Origin of the sequence: Streptomyces sp. NBC_01689 (assembly GCF_036250675.1) — a bacterium.
GTDB lineage: Bacteria > Actinomycetota > Actinomycetes > Streptomycetales > Streptomycetaceae > Streptomyces.
Map to the genome: position 1 here is coordinate 4,707,030 of NZ_CP109592.1, position 15,800 is coordinate 4,722,829.

12 protein-coding genes are annotated in these 15,800 nt (G+C 73.2%); 5 read left to right on the plus strand and 7 right to left on the minus strand.

The genetic code is table 11. From position 1 onward, the window contains the following. Positions 1–28 precede the first annotated feature (28 nt). The 4 genes from OG776_RS19970 to OG776_RS19985 all read right to left on the minus strand — a co-directional run bounded on the left by OG776_RS19970 (position 29) and on the right by OG776_RS19985 (position 3,909). Entirely contained in the window at positions 29–670 is a 642-nt protein-coding gene (locus OG776_RS19970) for a PadR family transcriptional regulator (RefSeq protein WP_329321963.1), read from the minus strand. Between the two features lie 36 nt (positions 671–706). Then, positions 707–1,264 (minus strand): DinB family protein, encoded by a 558-nt coding sequence (locus tag OG776_RS19975; RefSeq protein WP_148012321.1) that lies wholly within the window; start codon positions 1,262–1,264, stop codon positions 707–709. A 174-nt stretch (positions 1,265–1,438) separates the two neighbouring features. Continuing rightward, positions 1,439–2,899, minus strand: coding sequence for an aldehyde dehydrogenase family protein (locus tag OG776_RS19980; RefSeq protein WP_148012322.1), 1,461 nt, complete (start codon positions 2,897–2,899; stop codon positions 1,439–1,441). Positions 2,900–3,084: 185 nt separating this feature from the next. Continuing rightward, positions 3,085–3,909 (minus strand): helix-turn-helix domain-containing protein, encoded by an 825-nt coding sequence (locus OG776_RS19985; RefSeq protein WP_148012323.1) that lies wholly within the window; start codon positions 3,907–3,909, stop codon positions 3,085–3,087. A gap of 337 nt (positions 3,910–4,246) precedes the next feature. Between OG776_RS19985 and OG776_RS19990 the strand changes: the two genes are divergently transcribed. After that, on the plus strand, positions 4,247–4,765 hold the full coding sequence (locus OG776_RS19990) for an ATP-binding protein (RefSeq protein WP_329321967.1): 519 nt from the start codon (positions 4,247–4,249) through the stop codon (positions 4,763–4,765). 114 nt (positions 4,766–4,879) lie between these two features. On the opposite strand, the gene OG776_RS19995 is transcribed toward OG776_RS19990, so the two are convergent. After that, entirely contained in the window at positions 4,880–5,140 is a 261-nt protein-coding gene (locus OG776_RS19995; protein ID WP_329321969.1) for a DUF397 domain-containing protein, read from the minus strand. A 1,535-nt stretch (positions 5,141–6,675) separates the two neighbouring features. Between OG776_RS19995 and OG776_RS20000 the strand changes: the two genes are divergently transcribed. Beyond that, positions 6,676–7,149 (plus strand): hypothetical protein, encoded by a 474-nt coding sequence (locus OG776_RS20000; RefSeq protein WP_329321971.1) that lies wholly within the window; start codon positions 6,676–6,678, stop codon positions 7,147–7,149. Between the two features lie 237 nt (positions 7,150–7,386). Then, entirely contained in the window at positions 7,387–7,926 is a 540-nt protein-coding gene (locus OG776_RS20005; protein ID WP_148012327.1) for a DUF4232 domain-containing protein, read from the plus strand. Positions 7,927–7,951: 25 nt separating this feature from the next. Here OG776_RS20005 and OG776_RS20010 read toward each other — a convergent pair whose 3' ends face one another. Beyond that, positions 7,952–9,076 (minus strand): DUF2786 domain-containing protein, encoded by a 1,125-nt coding sequence (locus OG776_RS20010; RefSeq protein WP_148012328.1) that lies wholly within the window; start codon positions 9,074–9,076, stop codon positions 7,952–7,954. A 180-nt stretch (positions 9,077–9,256) separates the two neighbouring features. On the opposite strand from OG776_RS20010, the gene OG776_RS20015 reads away from it, so the two are divergent. Together OG776_RS20015 and OG776_RS20020 are read left to right on the plus strand one after the other, a co-directional pair. After that, the gene (locus OG776_RS20015; RefSeq protein ID WP_148012329.1) at positions 9,257–9,979 is read left to right on the plus strand and encodes a Clp protease N-terminal domain-containing protein; all 723 of its coding nucleotides are present in this window, start codon (positions 9,257–9,259) and stop codon (positions 9,977–9,979) included. Between the two features lie 138 nt (positions 9,980–10,117). After that, the gene (locus tag OG776_RS20020) at positions 10,118–11,809 is read left to right on the plus strand and encodes a bifunctional 3'-5' exonuclease/DNA polymerase (protein ID WP_329321975.1); all 1,692 of its coding nucleotides are present in this window, start codon (positions 10,118–10,120) and stop codon (positions 11,807–11,809) included. Positions 11,810–11,849: 40 nt separating this feature from the next. Here OG776_RS20020 and OG776_RS20025 read toward each other — a convergent pair whose 3' ends face one another. Next, positions 11,850–15,662, minus strand: a complete 3,813-nt coding sequence (locus OG776_RS20025; RefSeq protein ID WP_329321977.1) for an AfsR/SARP family transcriptional regulator — start codon at positions 15,660–15,662, stop codon at positions 11,850–11,852. Positions 15,663–15,800 lie beyond the last annotated feature (138 nt).

Below are 15,800 nucleotides of genomic sequence, written 5' to 3' on the forward strand. Positions count from 1 at the left end.
GGGGGCCCAGGAGGCGGTCCAGGGGGCGCTACGTGCGGTCCGAGGGGTGCGCCACCCCCGTCGCGTACGGGTTCTCCTCCCCGTCCGCCAGCACCCCGACGAAGGGCGCCCCCTCCCCCGCGAACGTGTACGCCCCGCCCTCGATCCGCTCGACGAGCCCCCGCGTCCACTCCGCTCCGCAGTCCGCCGAGTGGACCCAGAAGTTCATGATCTCGCCGATGTGCCCGAGCTGCCCGGGACCGCCCTCCGGGGTGTAGTACCCGGTGACGGACGCCCGCCACTCCTCGATGGCACGCACCCGCTCCCGCAGCAGCCCGAGGACCTCCGCCCGGCCGAGGTCGACCATGAGGCCGAGCGCGGCCGAGAGGACGTCGGGCTTCTGGTCGCGGGCGGTCAACGACCGGCGCAGCAGAGCCAGGTACTCCTCCGTGCCCGTGTCCGTGATCTCGTACTCGGTGCGCGGAGGCCCGCCCGCGGTGGACGGCGCGGTCTCGTGGGCGCGCAGCAGGCCCTGCTTCGCCATCTGCTTGAGCGCGTGGTAGATCGAACCGGGCTTGGCGTTCGACCACTCGTGCGCGCCCCAGTACTCGAGGTCGTTGCGCACCTGGTACCCGTGGGCCCGCCCGTGCTGGCGCACGGCCCCCAGCACCAGCAGACGGATCGTTGACATGGGCCCAAGGTTATGGCCGGCCGCCCGGACCGCCGGTCAGCGGGCCGCCTGCTCCCGCGCCTCCCGTTCCCGCGCCACCAGACCGAACGCGGTCGCCCCGTCCAGGGACTCGCGGATGATGTCGGCGTGGCCGGCGTGCCGGGCCGTCTCCGAGATCAGCCGCAGCAGCACCCAGCGCATCGACACCCGCTCGTCCGGCGGGAACCAGGGCGCGTCCGGCAGCGGAAAGGTGTCGTCGAGGCTCGGCACCGAGCGGATGAACGCCTCCGTGCCGGCCGCGACCTTCTCCCACAGCGCGAGCTGCTGCTCCACGGTCTCGTCGCCGACGAGCACGAAGCACTCGTGCCAGTTGGACTCGTCCCGCTCCACCGCGGGCGGCTCCTGCCCGGCGCGGGCGATCCAGCTCTGCTCGACCTCGCAGACGTGCTTGAGCAGGCCCGCCAGGGACAGTTCGCTCGCGCTCGGGCGGCTCGTGGCCTGCTCCGTCGTCAGACCGGTCAGCGCGCGGCGGATGCCGCCGCGCTCGCCCTCCAGGAAGGAGAGCAGCGCTCCGCGCTCGTCACCGGGGGTCTCGGCCGAAACGTGCGTCACCATGGTCCGCCGCCTTTCATCGGGTCGTCCTGTCTGACACCGACGAAGCTACGGGCCCTTGCGGTCAGCTTCTGTCCGCAAGGGCCCGGCGTGACCTGGCGATTCCCGGCGCCGTGTCCGCGCGTGCGGCGAGGGCCCCGCCCGCCTCCCGGCCGGACGAGACCCTCGCCCCGCGTTCTAGAACGGGAAGAAGCTCCGCCCGTGCTGCACCGAGATCCACTTCTGGGTGGTGAACGCCTCGACCGTCGCCTCGCCGTTGAGGCGGCCGATGCCCGAGTGCTTCTCGCCGCCGAAGGCGACCGGCGGCTCGTCGTGCACGGTGCCGTCGTTGACGTGGAACATGCCGGTGTCGATCTGCTTGGCGAACGACACCCCGCGCTCCACGTCGGCGGTGTGGACGGCGCCGCTGAGCCCGTAGGGGGTGTCGTTGACGAGGCGTACGGCCTCCTCCTCGCCGTCGAAGAGGACGAGGAGCGCGACCGGGCCGAAGATCTCCTGCCGGAGGATGCCGGAGTCGGCGGGCAGGTCCGTCAGGACGGTGGGCTCGACCAGGTTGTCGGTGGTGGCGCCGTGGACGAGGGCGGTGGCGCCCTCGGCGATCGCCTGGTCCACGGCGGCCGTGATCGCGTCCGCCTGGGAGGAGTTGATGACCGGGCCGATGATCGTCCGCGGGTCGCTCGGGTCGCCCACCTTCAGCGTCCTGACCTTGGCGACGAACTTCTCGGTGAACTCGTCCGCGACCGAGCGGTCCACCAGGACGCGGTTGGCGGCCATGCAGACCTGGCCCTGGTGGACGTACCGGCTGAAGACGGCCGCGTCCACGGCGTAGTCGATGTCGGCGTCGTCCAGGACCACCAGCGCGCTGTTCCCGCCGAGTTCGAGGACCGCGCTCTTGAAGTGCGAGGCGCAGACGGTGGCGACGTGCCGGCCGACCTTGTCGGAACCGGTGAAGGAGATGACCTTCGGCACGGGGTGCTCGATGAAGGCGTCGCCGATCTCCGCGATGTCGGTGATCACGACGTTGAGCAGGCCGCCGGGGAGGCCCGCGTCCTCGAAGATCTTCGCGACGAGCGAGCCGCCGACGATCGGGGTGTTCTGGTGCGGCTTCAGGACCACGCCGTTGCCCAGCGCCAGGGCCGGCGCGACGGACTTCAGGGAGAGCAGGAAGGGGAAGTTGAAGGGGCTGATCACGCCGACGACACCGACGGGCACCCGGTAGACGCGGTTCTCCTTGCCGTCGATCGGCGAGGGCAGGATCCGGCCCTCGGGCCGCAGCGCCAGCTGGATCGACTCGCGCAGGAACTCCTTGGCGAGATGGAGCTCGAACCCGGCCTTGAGGTGGGTGCCGCCCAGCTCGGCGACGATGACCTCGGTGATCTCCGCCTCGCGCTCCTCGACGAGACGCAGGGCCTTCTCGAAGACGGCGCGGCGGGCGTACGGGTTGACCGCGGCCCACTCCTTCTGGGCACGCTCGGCCGCGCGGTAGGCCTCGTCGACCTCGTCCACCGTGGCTATGGTGATCGACGCCAGCTTCTCACCGTCGTACGGGTTGAAGTCGATGATGTCCCAGGATCCGGTGCCCGGGCGCCACTCCCCGCCGATGTACTGCCGGGCCAGGTCGGTGAAGTAGGACGACATGTGCTCCCTCGATCCCCTTGCTGCCGAGGCAGACATTTCGAGTCTGAGTCAGCAGACATCCGATCAACGTCTGATCAGACGTCATCGTACTTGTGACCAAAGGGAGTTGGAGTGCACCTCGGGACAGTCCGTGCAGACTTCCCGGGGAGGCCGGGGAAGCGTCCGGCGGGCGCCGGCCCGGGGGGTCAGGACAGCTGCAGCAGTCCGCGCAGCAGATCCCGGCTCTCGGACGGTCCGGGGCTGTCCTGCTGCAGCTGCTTCAGCGCGCTCTCGTACTGGGTGACGTCCTCGCGTTTGTCCAGGTAGAGCGCGCTGGTGAGCTGCTCCAGGTAGACGACGTCCGAGAGGTCGGACTCGGGGAAGCTCAGGATCGTGAAGGAGCCGCTCTCGCCGGAGTGGCCGCCGAAGCTGAACGGCATGACCTGGAGGCGCACGTTCGGGCGCTCCGACACGTCGATCAGATGCTGGAGCTGCTCCCGCATCACCTCACGGTCCCCGTAGGGGCGGCGCAGCGCGGCCTCGTCGAGGACGATGTGGAACTCGGGGGCCTTCTCGGAGACGAGGTACTTCTGCCGCTCCAGGCGCAGCGCCACCCGTCGCTCCACGTCGGCCGCGCTCGCGCCCTTCATCCCGCGGGAGACGACCGCGTGGGCGTAGGCCTCGGTCTGCAACAGGCCGTGCACGAACTGGACTTCGTAGGACCGGATCAGATGCGCCGCGCCCTCCAGGCCCACATAGGTCGGGAACCAGCTGGGCAGCACGTCCGAGTAACTGTGCCACCAGCCCGCGACGTTGGCCTCCTTGGCCAGGGAGACCAGGGACGTGCGCTCGGCCTCGTCCGTGATGCCGTACAGCGTCAGCAGGTCCTCGACGTCGCGCGTCTTGAAGCTCACCCGTCCCAACTCCATGCGGCTGATCTTCGATTCGGAGGCACGGATCGAATAGCCGGCCGCTTCCCTGGTGATTCCGCGCGCCTCCCGCAGGCGCCGCAGATGTGACCCGAGCAGCATGCGCCGCACCACAGAGCCGCTCGACTCACCAGCGCTCACGTTCGTCCGCCTCCCCAACCGTCTTCAGACGCCGAAGTCTGCCACTAAAACACTCCAAGCAGTACTCGTTCGATTACAGAAACGGGAAGCTTGCGAAGCCCTCGCGCAGCGACGGATCACGCGGGGGCCAACAAGAGGGAAGAAGGTGACAGAAGAAGTCACCGGAAAGGGGGGCAAGACTCTTCAATCCCGGCGCGTGCACGTGCATCTGCCCTTGCATCTGCTGTACGCATTCGGAACCATGGTCCCCGCGCCACCGCTGCATCGCAACGACCGCGAACACCCGGGAGTGCCTCGCATGGGGACGAATGGATCGACCATGCTCGAGCCCTTACGGCAGGGACTTCCGCCGCTCGATCCCGCGGCCGTGTCCGACGCCGCTTCCTGTGCCCTGCCCGCACGGTACGAAGCGGTGCGCGACGCCCGGCAGTTCACCCGCAGGACCCTGGACCAGTGGGACATCGGCGACCGTTTCGACGACGTCTGCCTGGTCGTCTCCGAGCTCGTCACCAACGCCCTGCGGCACGCACTGCCCTCGGACACGCCCCGCGCGGACGACCAGGGCGCGCCCGTGCGGCTGCACTTGATGCGATGGACCTCACGCCTGGTGTGCGCGGTGCGCGACCCCAGTCACGACAGTCCGGTGGCCGGCGACTCGGACAACTTCTCGGCCGAGTCGGGACGGGGTCTGTTCCTGGTCGACTCGTTCGCCGACAGCTGGGGCTGGCACCCGCTCGCGGGCACCCTCAGCGGCAAGGTCGTCTGGGCGCTGTTCCGGCTCCCGCCGCACGGCCCCGCGCCGGCTCCGGCCGAATGAAGAACCGCGGCGCTTCTCGGCGCCGCGGTTCTACGCGCGTCACGCTATGCGACGTGACGGCTGCGCCGCGTTCACGGAGCGGATGCCCGCCGTCCGTCCGCCGCCACCCCGGGCTCAGCCCGCGATCAGGTGGTCGAACTCGCCGTCCTTGACACCCAGGAGCATCGCCTCGATCTCGGCGCGGGTGTAGACGAGCGCCGGCCCGTCGGGGAACCGCGAATTCCGCATCGCCACGTCACCCCCCGGCAGCCTCGCGAACTCCACGCAGGATCCCTGCGAGTTGCTGTGCCTGCTCTTCTGCCAGGCCACCCCGGTCAGCTCGGTCGCCGCCATGCCGTTGTACACAACATCCACGTCGCACACGTCGTGGTCCACAGGTCGCTCCCCGGTCGTGCAGTGGCCGATGTGGCCATTGATGCAGTGGCCAACTGCCCCGGATCATAGCTCTGTTCATGTGCAGATGCATGAGCAGATGCACGTGCACGGGGGGTGGTCCCACGGTTACAGCTTTTACCGGCCTTTGACTACTGCCTGCTGCGCGCTTGACTACGGCCTGCTGCCCGGCGGACCGTCACCGGCCCGCCGTCTTCCCCGGGAAGCGCCCGACACGCGCCTCCCGGCCCCCGTGCATGCTCGTCCGCCCCGGTATCCGTAAGGGTTCGTCCGGGTCGAATCCCTGTGTATGAGGAACAGACGCACGGCGGGCCCTTCGAGTTTCAACGTTCGGCTTCAACGTCCGGTTCTCAACCTCCGGCCCGGGAACCGGGCGGTGGCCGGTACGGCGGTGCGGCGCCGGCGGCCGGGCCTCCACGTTCCCGCTCGCACACACCACCATCCCCTACCGCCCCTGACGTCACACGGCCGCCCCCGGTGTCGCGCGCCCTCCCGCCACCGTGGAGGAGCCCGCGCGGCAGGTCGGCGGCCTCCCGGCCGGGTCGGCCCGGCCCGTTCGTCGTACGCGACCTTGCCGCGGTCCCGCACGTCGGGGCGGGGTGCGGCCGGGCCCGCACGTCCGAAGCCGCGGCGCAGGGGCCGGATCTCCGGTGCGGGATCGCGGTCGCGCCGGGGCACTTCCCGGCCATCGGCTCCGCCGGATCCGGGGGCGCACCCGACAGCACCGCGGACCCCGCCGTCGCGAACACCGCGAACACCGGGCATCCGCCGCGGACACCGGAAGCCGCCTCCTCTCCCCCCCAGCCGACACGCGCGGACCGCGGGCGACCACCCGGGGGTGAAGGCAGGGAAGGGCGGGTGCGCACCGGAGGACGGAGAGGGGGCCCGGGGGGTGGGGTCGGCGCCGGGGCCGGGGTCGGCGCCGGGGCCGGGGTCGGCGCCGGGGTCGGGGTCGGCCCGGGGGCCGGGGTCGGAGCCGGGGTAGGGGTCGGAGCCGGGGTAGGGGTCGAGGTCGGGGCCAGGGCCGGGCCTAGAACCGGGCCCCGAGCAGGCGCCGAAGCCGGGGTTTGGGCTGCGGCCGAAGCCGGCGCCAGGATCTGGGCCGGAGCGGGGCCGGGGCCTGGTTCTGGCCCGGACGGGGGCCGGGCCGGAACCAGGGCCGGGACCCGAGCCGAGACCGGAACCCGGGCCAGGGCCGGGACTCCGGCCAGGGCCGGGACCGGGTCTGGCCTGGAGCCGAAGCCGAAGCCGAAGCCGGAGCCGAAGCTCGGGACCGGAGCCGAAGCCGAAGCCCAAGGCCTGGGCCGGGGCCGAGGCCCGGGCGCGGGGCGGAGGCGAGGCCGGTCGTGCCCCGCGGGGCATCCGCATGACGCGCCCGAGGCACCCCCGCACGCTCCTGGTAGCTTGCTGCGGTCGTTCCGGCGACCCCAGCGACACCACCACCCTTGGGGGTTTCAGTGACATCGGCGACTTCGGCGATCCTCCCGCGTCGGCGGGTTCGGACCGCGGCCACCGCCATGCTCGTGGTCGCGGGTCTGGCGGGCGCGCTCACACTGACCGGCTGCAGCGGCGGCGACTCCGGCTCCGCCCCGCCCGGTGCGGACTCCACCGGGACCACCGCGTCCTCCGGCGGGTCCGGGACCGGCGGCACCGGGAGCACGTCGCCCTCCGCGAGCAGCGGCCTGGAGGGCAGCTGGCTGGCGACCACGGGCGGCAAGGCGGTGGCGCTGGTGATCACCGGGAAGCAGGCCGGGCTCTTCGCGACCGGCGGCACCGTGTGCAGCGGTACGGCCGGGGAGGAGGCGGGCATGCGGATGATCCACCTCACCTGCACGGACGGGAACAAGCAGCGCACCACGGGCATGGTGGACTCCGTCAACGGCGCGACGCTCAAGGTCACCTGGTCGGGCGGTCTCGGCAAGGAGTCCTTCACCAAGGCCCAGGGCGGCAAGCTGCCTTCGGGGCTGCCGACGGCGAGCCTCGGGTCCTGACGGCCGGCCGTCCCGCCCGGCCGCCCCCGTACGGGCTCTGCCTGCGGACACGGCCCCGGCCCCGCCCCGTGCCGCGGCCGCGGACCGGACGCCCGCCGGTCCGCGCCTCTCGACGTCCCGGTGATTCCCCGGCCGGCGGCCGCCCGGACGACGCGCCGGAGCGGGGGGTCGCGCGACACTCACCCTCCGGTCTGCGTGATGATCGGTGTGCACCGTCACGAACCCAGGGGGAAACCCATGCGCGTCCTTCCGATCGCCGTCCTCACCGCCGCGGCGGCCCTCACGCTGTCCGCCTGCGACAGCGGTGGTGCCGACAAGAAGGATTCCGGCGGCTCCACGGCGACCGCGGCCTCCTCCGGCGTCTGCGCGATCGACGGGATCGACTTCGAGGTCGGCCCCGCCAACACCGCCCCCGCGGCCGGGGACACCGGCAACGTGCCCGTCACGCTCACCAACCACGGCGGCACGTGCGCCCTCGAAGGGTTCCCCGGCATCGAGGTGCAGGACAGCGCCAAGGGCACGGAGGTCTTCGCGGACAAGTCGGCGAAGCCGCAGAAGATCACCCTGGCGAAGGACGGCACCGCCTCCTTCACGATCACCTATGTCCGGGGCACCGCGGGCGACGCCAAGAGCCTGGACGCGACCTCACTGAAGATCAGCCTGCCCGGCGCCAAGGACGCCCGGCGCTTCAAGTGGTCGTACGGTCCCCTCGCGGGAAAGACCGGGCCGGACGACCTGAACGCCTCCGTGAGCACCTTCCAGCCGGCCGGCGACTGAGCGACCGGCCGCGCCGTCCGTCACCTCACCGCAGCGGCGGCCGGGCCCTGACCTGGGCCCGGTCGGCCGCCGCGGACCCCTCCTGCCAGCCGGCCGCGTCGTCCACCCCGCGCAGCCGGGTGGTGACGGTGTCCGGGAACATCTGTTCCATGTGGTCGGTGACCGCCACGTCGCGGGCCGCCAGGACGGGCAGCAACTCCCCCTCCGACGACGCCACCTGACCCTCGGCGGCCGTCGCGAGCCGGTCGCCGATCCGATGGGCGTACGCGGCGAGGAACGACTGCCGGAACGTCTTCGTACGCTTCCGTCCGCCGGCCCGCTGCGCCGCTTCCGCCTTCGTCATCGCGGCGGTGGCCTGCACGAGCAGCGAGGTGTAGAGGAGTTCGACCGCCTCCAGGTCGGGTTCGAAGCCGACGACGGTCGAGAAGGCGAGGGACTCGTTCCACACGGCGCGGCAGCGGTTCGCGCCGGCCACCGCGTCGAGCAGGACCGCCTTGGCCGTCTCGTACGGCGGCTCGACACCGATGCGGCAGGCGCCGGGCGCGTCCTTGGCATGGGTCCGGGCGGCGAGCAACGCCTCGTCGATGCTGTGCCGTGCCATCAGCTCCTGCGCCTTGGCGCTCAGGGCCTCCGCCTCCTCCGGGAAGCCGGTCGCCTCGGCCTTGGCGAGCAGGGCCCGGATACGGGTGAGCATCCGGGAGTCCTGCGGCGCGTCCTGCCGGGGCGGATCCAGGTCCAGCGGCTCGATGGCGGGCAGCCGCAGCAGCAGCCGGTACAGCTCCAGGACGGTGGTGGCGTGGGTGAAGCGGTCGGTGCGCGGCGGCTCGGCGTCCGCGGCCAGGCCGTCGAGCTGGGCGGCCCAGCGCGGCCCCCGGGGCGGCGTCCGGTCCTCCCGCAGGATCAGGGCCGACACCAGGCGCACATGGAGGTCGTCCAGGTCGCGCCGCACGATCCGTACGAGGTCGGCCGGCTGCCAGCCGCGGCGCCAGGCGGCGGCCACGAACTCCGCGCCGCGCCGGGCGAGTTCGGTGTCGGACGTGGGGTCGGCGGCGAGCAGCGAGGCGCCCGTGTCGAGGGCCGCGTCGGTGTCGGCGTAGAGGGCGGCCGCGAAGGCGCGCTCCACGGTGCTGGGCGTCGTACTGCTGCTCATCCTCCGATCGTGTCACGCGTGCCGGTGCCACCTCCGGGGCAGGTGCCGCCGGTGCTTCCGTAGCGCGGAAAAAGTATCCACAGCCTGTGGACAACGATCTCCCGGAGCGGCCCGGACGAGACACCGAGGCGATGTCAACTTCGGGTTGACACCCCCGGAGTGTCAACTTAAGGTTGACACATGACGACGAATCCGCTCGGCACCTCATCCGTGCGCCTCGACGACCTCATCGAGGCCATCAAGAAGGTCCACACCGACGCACTCGACCAGCTCCAGGACGCGGTGATCGCCGCGGACCACCTCGGCGACGTGGCCGACCATCTGATCGGGCACTTCGTGGACCAGGCCCGGCGATCGGGCGCCTCCTGGACCGACATCGGCAGGAGCATGGGCGTCACCCGGCAGGCGGCACAGAAGCGGTTCGTGCCGAAGGCCGAGGCGGACCTCGACCCCAACCAGGGCTTCGGCCGCTACACACCGCGCGCCCGGCACGTGGTCATGGCCGCGCACTCCGAGGCCAGGACCGCCGGGAACGCCGAGGGTGTGCCCGAGCACCTGGTCCTCGGCCTGCTCGCCGAACCGGAGGGACTCGCCGCGCTCGCGATCACCGCTCAGGGCGTCACCCCGGAGGCCCTGCGCGAGGCGGCGACCGCGGCGCTCCCGCCGGCCGCCGCCGAGGTCCCGGAACTCGTCCCCTACGGGCCCGCCGCGAAGAAGGTCCTGGAGCTCACGTTCCGCGAGGCCCTCCGCCTCGGTCACAACTACATCGGCACCGAGCACATCCTGCTGGCCCTCCTGGAGCACGAGAACGGGCAGGGCGTGCTCAGCGGCGTCGGCATCACCAAGCAGGCGACGGAGACCCACATCGCCCGCTCGCTGGCGGAGCTCACCAAGGCACCGTGACCGGCCCCTCGCCCGGCCGGCCGTGACCGACCCGGCCGGTCATGACCGGCCGGACCCGCCCCGCCGCGACGGCGCATCCGGCCGCGGCGGCGCGGCGGAGCGGCAGCGTTGTCAGACCCTCCTGCGAGACTCGGCCCCATGAGCGACCGGTGGGCTGTCGGGCCGACCGAGGACGGTGGCGCCGAGCTCGCCCCCCTCGGCCCCGACGGGCTGCCCGCGGGACCGGTGCGCAGGGAGGCCGACCTCGTCGAGGCCGTACGGGCCCGGCCCGACGTGGTCCGGTGGGTCTGGCGGTCCACGGCCGGCGTCCACCCACGCCTGCTCGCCGCCGGAGTGCGCGTCGACCGGTGCTACGACATCGAGGCCGCCGAGAACCTCCTGCTCGGCCACGAGGGCCGGCTCGGCGAACCCCGCTCGGCGGCCGCCGCGCTGGCCAGACTGCGCGGCGGCCCCGTGCCGGCGGACCCCCCGCAGCGCTCGGCCGAGCCCGGCTCGCAGTCCTCCCTCTTCGAACCGCGCCCGGTCCACCTGCCCCTCCAGGACCTCGTCGGGGTGTACGCGGACCAGTGGCGCCGCCACGCCGCCACCACCCACCCCGAGCGCATGCACCTGCTCACCACCGCCGAGTCCGCGGGCATGCTGGTGGCGGCGGAGATGAACGCGACGGGACTGCCGTGGCGCGCGGACGTCCACCGCGAGGTGCTGCGCGAACTGCTCGGCGAGCGGTACGCGGGCGGCGGTGAGCCCCGCCGCCTCGCCGAGCTCACCGACGAGATCTCGGCGGCCTTCGGCAGACGGGTCAGACCCGATCTGCCCGCCGACGTCGTCAAGGCCTTCGCGCAGGCCGGGATCAAGGTCGGCTCCACCCGGCGGTGGGAGCTCGAATCCGTCGACCACCCGGCCGTGGAACCCCTGCTCGCCTACAAGAAGCTGTACCGGATCTGGGTCGCCCACGGCTGGTCCTGGCTGCAGGACTGGGTGCGCGACGGCCGCTTCCGGCCCGAGTACCTGCCGGGCGGCACGGTCACCGGGCGCTGGGTGACCAACGGCGGGGGCGCGCTCCAGATCCCCAAGGTCATCCGCCGGGCCGTCGTCGCCGACCCCGGCTGGCGGCTCGTGGTGGCCGACGCCGACCAGATGGAGCCGCGCGTCCTGGCCGCGATCTCCCGCGACCCGGGCCTGATGGAGGTCGCGGGCCGGGAGGGCGACCTCTACCAGGCGGTGTCGGACCGGGCCTTCGCGGGCGACCGCGCCCAGGCCAAGCTGGCCGTCCTCGGCGCGGTGTACGGGCAGACCTCGGGCGACGGCCTGAAGAACCTGGCCGCACTGCGCCGCCGCTTCCCCAAGGCGGTGGCGTACGTGGACGACGCCGCCCGCGAGGGCGAGGAGGGCCGGCTCGTCCGGACCTGGCTGGGGCGCACCAGCCCCCCGGCCGCCGGCGCCTCCGACCGGACGTCGGAGGAGGCGGGTCTCCCCCAGGACGAGCCCGCCGAGCCGCTCGGCGACCAGGGCTGGGTGCCCGGGTACGCCTCCTCCAACTCCCGGGCCCGCGGCCGTTTCGCACGGAACTTCGTCGTCCAGGGCAGCGCCGCCGACTGGGCGCTGCTGCTGCTCGCCGCCCTCCGCCGGACCTGCGCCGGCCTCGCCGCCGAACTGGTCTTCTTCCAGCACGACGAGGTGATCGTGCACTGCCCGGCCGAGGAGGCGGACACGGTCGTGGCGGCGATCCGGGAAGCCGCGGAACTGGCGGGCAGGCTGACCTTCGGCGAGACACCGGTCCATTTCCCGTTCACCACCGCGGTGGTCGAGTGCTACGCCGACGCGAAGTAGCCGAGGCCTGTCCCGTGATCCCCGGCGCGCGCGACAGCCCTCAAGCCCCCCGGAGGAGTTCCCGCAGCTCCCCCACCACCGAGGTGTCCCTCCCGTCCAGCGCCTCCAGCGCCGTCCGCCACTGCTCGTGCGCCCCCTCCACGTCACCGCGGGTGCGCAGCAGCAGTCCGCGCTGGTGCCGGGCCAGCCCGCCGGTGAACTGGTCGGCGCGCCGGTCGGCGCGGCGCAGCAGCAGTTCGCACTCCCGCGCGGCCCGTTCGCAGTGCCCCACCCCGCGCAGCGCGCGCACCAGTCCGAGCCGGGTCTGCGACTCCCCGTGCCAGTCGTCGTGTCCGCCGAGGATGCGCAGGCTCTTCTCGAAGTGCGGTACGGCGGCGGCCGGTTCACCGAGGGTGAGGTGCGCGTAGCCGATGTTGCAGTGCGCGGAGTGGCGGATGATCATGTCGTCCATCGCGTCGCCGATCGCGAGGCTGCGGCGGTGGTGGTCGATGGCGGCACGGGCGTCGGTGTGCTCGTACAGGTTGCCGAGGTGGCTGTAGGTGATGGCCTCCGTGTGCGGGTCGCCCAGCTCCCGGGAGAGTTCGAGGCTCATCAGCAGCGCCTCGCTGGACTCCTCGTACCGTCCGAGCCCTTCCAGGAGCATGCCGCGGTTGTTCAGACCGCGCCGCACCCATGACAGCACCCCGAGCCGCCGCCAGATCGCCAGCGCCTCGTCGTTCAGGGTGAGGGCCTCGCCCGCCCGTCCCGTCATGAAGTGCAGCCCGGCGAGGTCTCCGAGCGCGTACGCCTGCGCTGCCTCGTCCCCGAGCCGCCGTGCCGCGTCCAGCGCCGTGCGCAGCAGCACCTCCGACTCCGCGACCCGGCCGCTGCGCTGGAGGTAGGGATTGAGCAGCCGCACCAGCACCGGAACGTACGCGGACACCTCCGCGTACCGCTCCACCAGCGTCATCACGTTCTCCAGCTCCAGATCGCCCCAGGCGAAGGCGTCCTTGGCCGAACGGAACGGGGGTGTGGCGGCCGCGTCCGCCGCGTGTGCCGCGGGCTGCGTGGCCGTCGGACGGCTGCGGTCCGCGCGGTCGAGCCCCGCCTCGACGATCACTTCGAGCGAGCGGGCGGCGACTCCGGCGTACCAGCGCAGGGCGCGCTCGGAGACACAGGGGTTCGGGACCACCGCGTCGGACGTGTCCGCCGCCCGGCCCGTACGCTCCGGCCCGCCCGCGGGAGAGGCCGGGCCGGCCGGCCCGGTGGGTTCGACCGAGCCGATCGATTCGGTCGGGGCGGCGGGTCCGACCGAGCCGGTGGAATCGGTCGGGGCGGCTGAGTCGGTCGCGGCGGTGGAGCCGCTCGAACCGCTCGGTCCGGGTGCTGCCGCCGCCTCGGACACCCCACTGCTGAACCCCGTCGCCACCAAGGTCACCGTCGCCACCGACGCCCGGGGCGTTCCTGCCGTCCGCGTCGTTCCCGCCGTCCCCGTCGCCTCCGTCGCCTCCGTCGTTCCCGCGATCTCGCGGGCGAAGTCGCGGACGAGGTCGTGGGGGGTGTAGCGGGCGTACGCCGTCTCCTCCAGGAGGGCGACGTCGACGAGGCGGTCGAGCGCGGCCTCGGCACGGTGTTCGGCGATGCCGGAGAGCCGGGCGAGCAGGGGCGCGCCGTAGACCGGCAGATCGAGCGCGCCGATGCTGCACAGGGCCCGGGCCGCGTCCCGGTCGGCCTCGCGGTCCGAGGCGCGCAGCGCGTCATGGGCCACCGCGAGCGACCTGCGGACACTCAGGTCGTCGTACTCCAGATGACGCAACCGGCCTTCCGTGTCCGTCAGTTGACCGGCCAGCGCATCCGGGGTGAGGGCGTGGCGCGCGGCGAGGCGGGCGGCGACGACACGCAGGGCGAGCGGGAGCCGTCCGGTGAGTTCGACGAGCGGGTGCCCGCTGTCGAGTCCGTCGCGGCGTCCGGAGACCGCGCGCAGCAGTGCCGCGCTGTCCTCGTCCGACAGCGGGGCGAGCGGGAAACGGTGCGCGCCGTCCAGCGCGGTGAGCGGCGACCGGCTCGTCACGATCACCGCGCACCCGGCCCCCGCCGGCAGCAGGGGCCGCACCTGCGCGGCGTGCACGGCGTCGTCGAGCACCATGAGGGTGCGCGTCGGGGCCAGCGTGGAGCGGAGCAACGCGGCCGCGGCGTCGGGGAGTTCGGGAACGCGACGCGGCTCGACCCCGAGGTCGCGCAGCAGCGCCGCGAGCGCCTGGCCGGGTGTGAGCGGGGTCATTCCGGGGGTGGCCCCGTGCAGGTTGATGTACAGCTGGCCGTCAGGGAAACGTTCCCGCAGCCCATGGGCCACGTGCAGGGCCAGCGCGCTCTTGCCGACCCCGGCCATACCGCTGATGACGGCCACGGCCGGAACGGGCAGGCGCAGCCGCCGGTCCGTGTCCAGGACCAGGCCCAGTTCGTCACGTACGTCGCTGCGGCCGGTGAAGTGGGCGGGCGGGGGTGGGAGTTGCGCGGGGCGGGGTGAGGGGGTCCGCGTCGGGCCGGCCGCCGCGTCCGTCTCCGTACGGCCGTCCTGCTCGACGGCGCCGGCTCCGTACGGTCCGTCCGTCCCGCCCGGCCCGTCGTTTCCGTCGTTTCCCCTGCTTCCGTCGTGTCCGTGGTTTCCGTGGTTTCCCTGGTTCCCGTCAGATCCGGCCGGTCCGACTCCGCCGCCCGGTCGGCCCGCCGGGCGTCCGCCCGCTCCCCTCGGTCCGCCGGGCCTGCCGGACCCGTCCGCAGCATCCGCCCTGCCCGTCCGGGTCGACCCGCGCGCTCCGGGCGATCCGGCGAATCCACCGGGATCCCGCTCCCGCAGGATCTCCAGATGCGCCTCGCGCACGGCGGGGCCCGGCTCGACGCCCAGCTCCTCGACCAGGCGGGCCCGCAGATCGCGGTGGACGGCCAGGGCCTCCGCCTGCCGGCCGGTGCGGTGCAGTACGAGCATCAGCAGCCGGTGGAACGCCTCCCGCAAGGGGTGTTCGGCGACCAGTGCCGCCAACTCGGGCGCGAGAGCGGCGAGTCGGGCACAGCCGGGACCGATGCCGCCCGTGGTGCCCAGCAGGCCCCCGGAGCCGTCCGCTCCCGCGAACCCCGTGGAGCCACCGGACCCGTCCGCCTTCGCAAGGCCCTTACGTGTCCCGGAGCCGCGCATCCCCGCGACCCCCGCCGCACCCTCGGCGCCCTCAGCACCGCCGGGCGTACCGCCGGACCTGGCCGAACTCCCCGGCCCTCCCCCGTCATCGCCGGTCGTGCCGCTTCCGGCGCTCCCCGCGCCCGCCTCGCTTCCGGCACGGGCGGCGGCCGTCCCCGCGAGCCACAACTCGGCCTCGTAGCGCCACTCCAGGAGCAGCAGCCGCGCCTCCTCGAGGCGTTGGACCAGGGCGTGACCGCCGAGCTCGGAGCGGACGCCGCCGAGCGGGGTGCCGCGCCACAGCGCGAGCCCCGCGAGGGCTTCACGCAGCGCGCCCTCGCCGTCCCGTCCGGCGTGCGCGGCACGGGCGGCGGTGACGTGGGACTCGAAGACGCGGACGTCCGACTCGCCCTCGCCGACGCGCAGGACGTATCCCGGCGGCACCGCCCGCAGCCGCTCCGGATCGTCGAGGAGCCGGCGCAGCCGGGTGACGTGGTTCTGCAGCGAGGCCTGTGCGGACGCCGGGGGCGTCCCGCCCCACAGCGCGTCCTTGAGCGCGTCGACCGAGACGACCCGGCCCGGCTCCAGCAGCAGCGCCACCAGCAGCGCGCGCATCTTGCCGCTGCCGATCGGCCGGACCTCTCCGTCGGCGTCGTACAGCACCGGTGGACCCAGCAGCCCGAACCGCAGCCCGTACCGCATAGCCCGCCCACTGCCTTCCCACGCGACCGTCCGGCCGTGCCCCTGGCGACTTCGCACCGACCGTCTCCCGGCTCCGGCGGAACCGTTGGCCGGTTCCCGAGGGAACCGTTGGCCACATGTTAGCGATCCGTTGGCGCG

What these genes read in the sequence shown, in the direction of transcription:
- OG776_RS19970 (WP_329321963.1), bottom strand. Translation starts at nt 670, where the DNA reads ATGTCAACGATCCGTCTGCTGGTGCTGGGGGCCGTGCGCCAGCACGGG.
- OG776_RS19975 (WP_148012321.1), bottom strand. Translation starts at nt 1,264, where the DNA reads ATGGTGACGCACGTTTCGGCCGAGACCCCCGGTGACGAGCGCGGAGCG.
- OG776_RS19980 (WP_148012322.1), bottom strand. Translation starts at nt 2,899, where the DNA reads ATGTCGTCCTACTTCACCGACCTGGCCCGGCAGTACATCGGCGGGGAG.
- OG776_RS19985 (WP_148012323.1), bottom strand. Translation starts at nt 3,909, where the DNA reads ATGCTGCTCGGGTCACATCTGCGGCGCCTGCGGGAGGCGCGCGGAATC.
- OG776_RS19990 (WP_329321967.1), top strand. Translation starts at nt 4,247, where the DNA reads ATGGGGACGAATGGATCGACCATGCTCGAGCCCTTACGGCAGGGACTT.
- OG776_RS20000 (WP_329321971.1), top strand. Translation starts at nt 6,676, where the DNA reads ATGCTCGTGGTCGCGGGTCTGGCGGGCGCGCTCACACTGACCGGCTGC.
- OG776_RS20005 (WP_148012327.1), top strand. Translation starts at nt 7,387, where the DNA reads ATGCGCGTCCTTCCGATCGCCGTCCTCACCGCCGCGGCGGCCCTCACG.
- OG776_RS20010 (WP_148012328.1), bottom strand. Translation starts at nt 9,076, where the DNA reads ATGAGCAGCAGTACGACGCCCAGCACCGTGGAGCGCGCCTTCGCGGCC.
- OG776_RS20015 (WP_148012329.1), top strand. Translation starts at nt 9,257, where the DNA reads ATGACGACGAATCCGCTCGGCACCTCATCCGTGCGCCTCGACGACCTC.
- OG776_RS20020 (WP_329321975.1), top strand. Translation starts at nt 10,118, where the DNA reads ATGAGCGACCGGTGGGCTGTCGGGCCGACCGAGGACGGTGGCGCCGAG.
- OG776_RS20025 (WP_329321977.1), bottom strand. Translation starts at nt 15,662, where the DNA reads ATGCGGTACGGGCTGCGGTTCGGGCTGCTGGGTCCACCGGTGCTGTAC.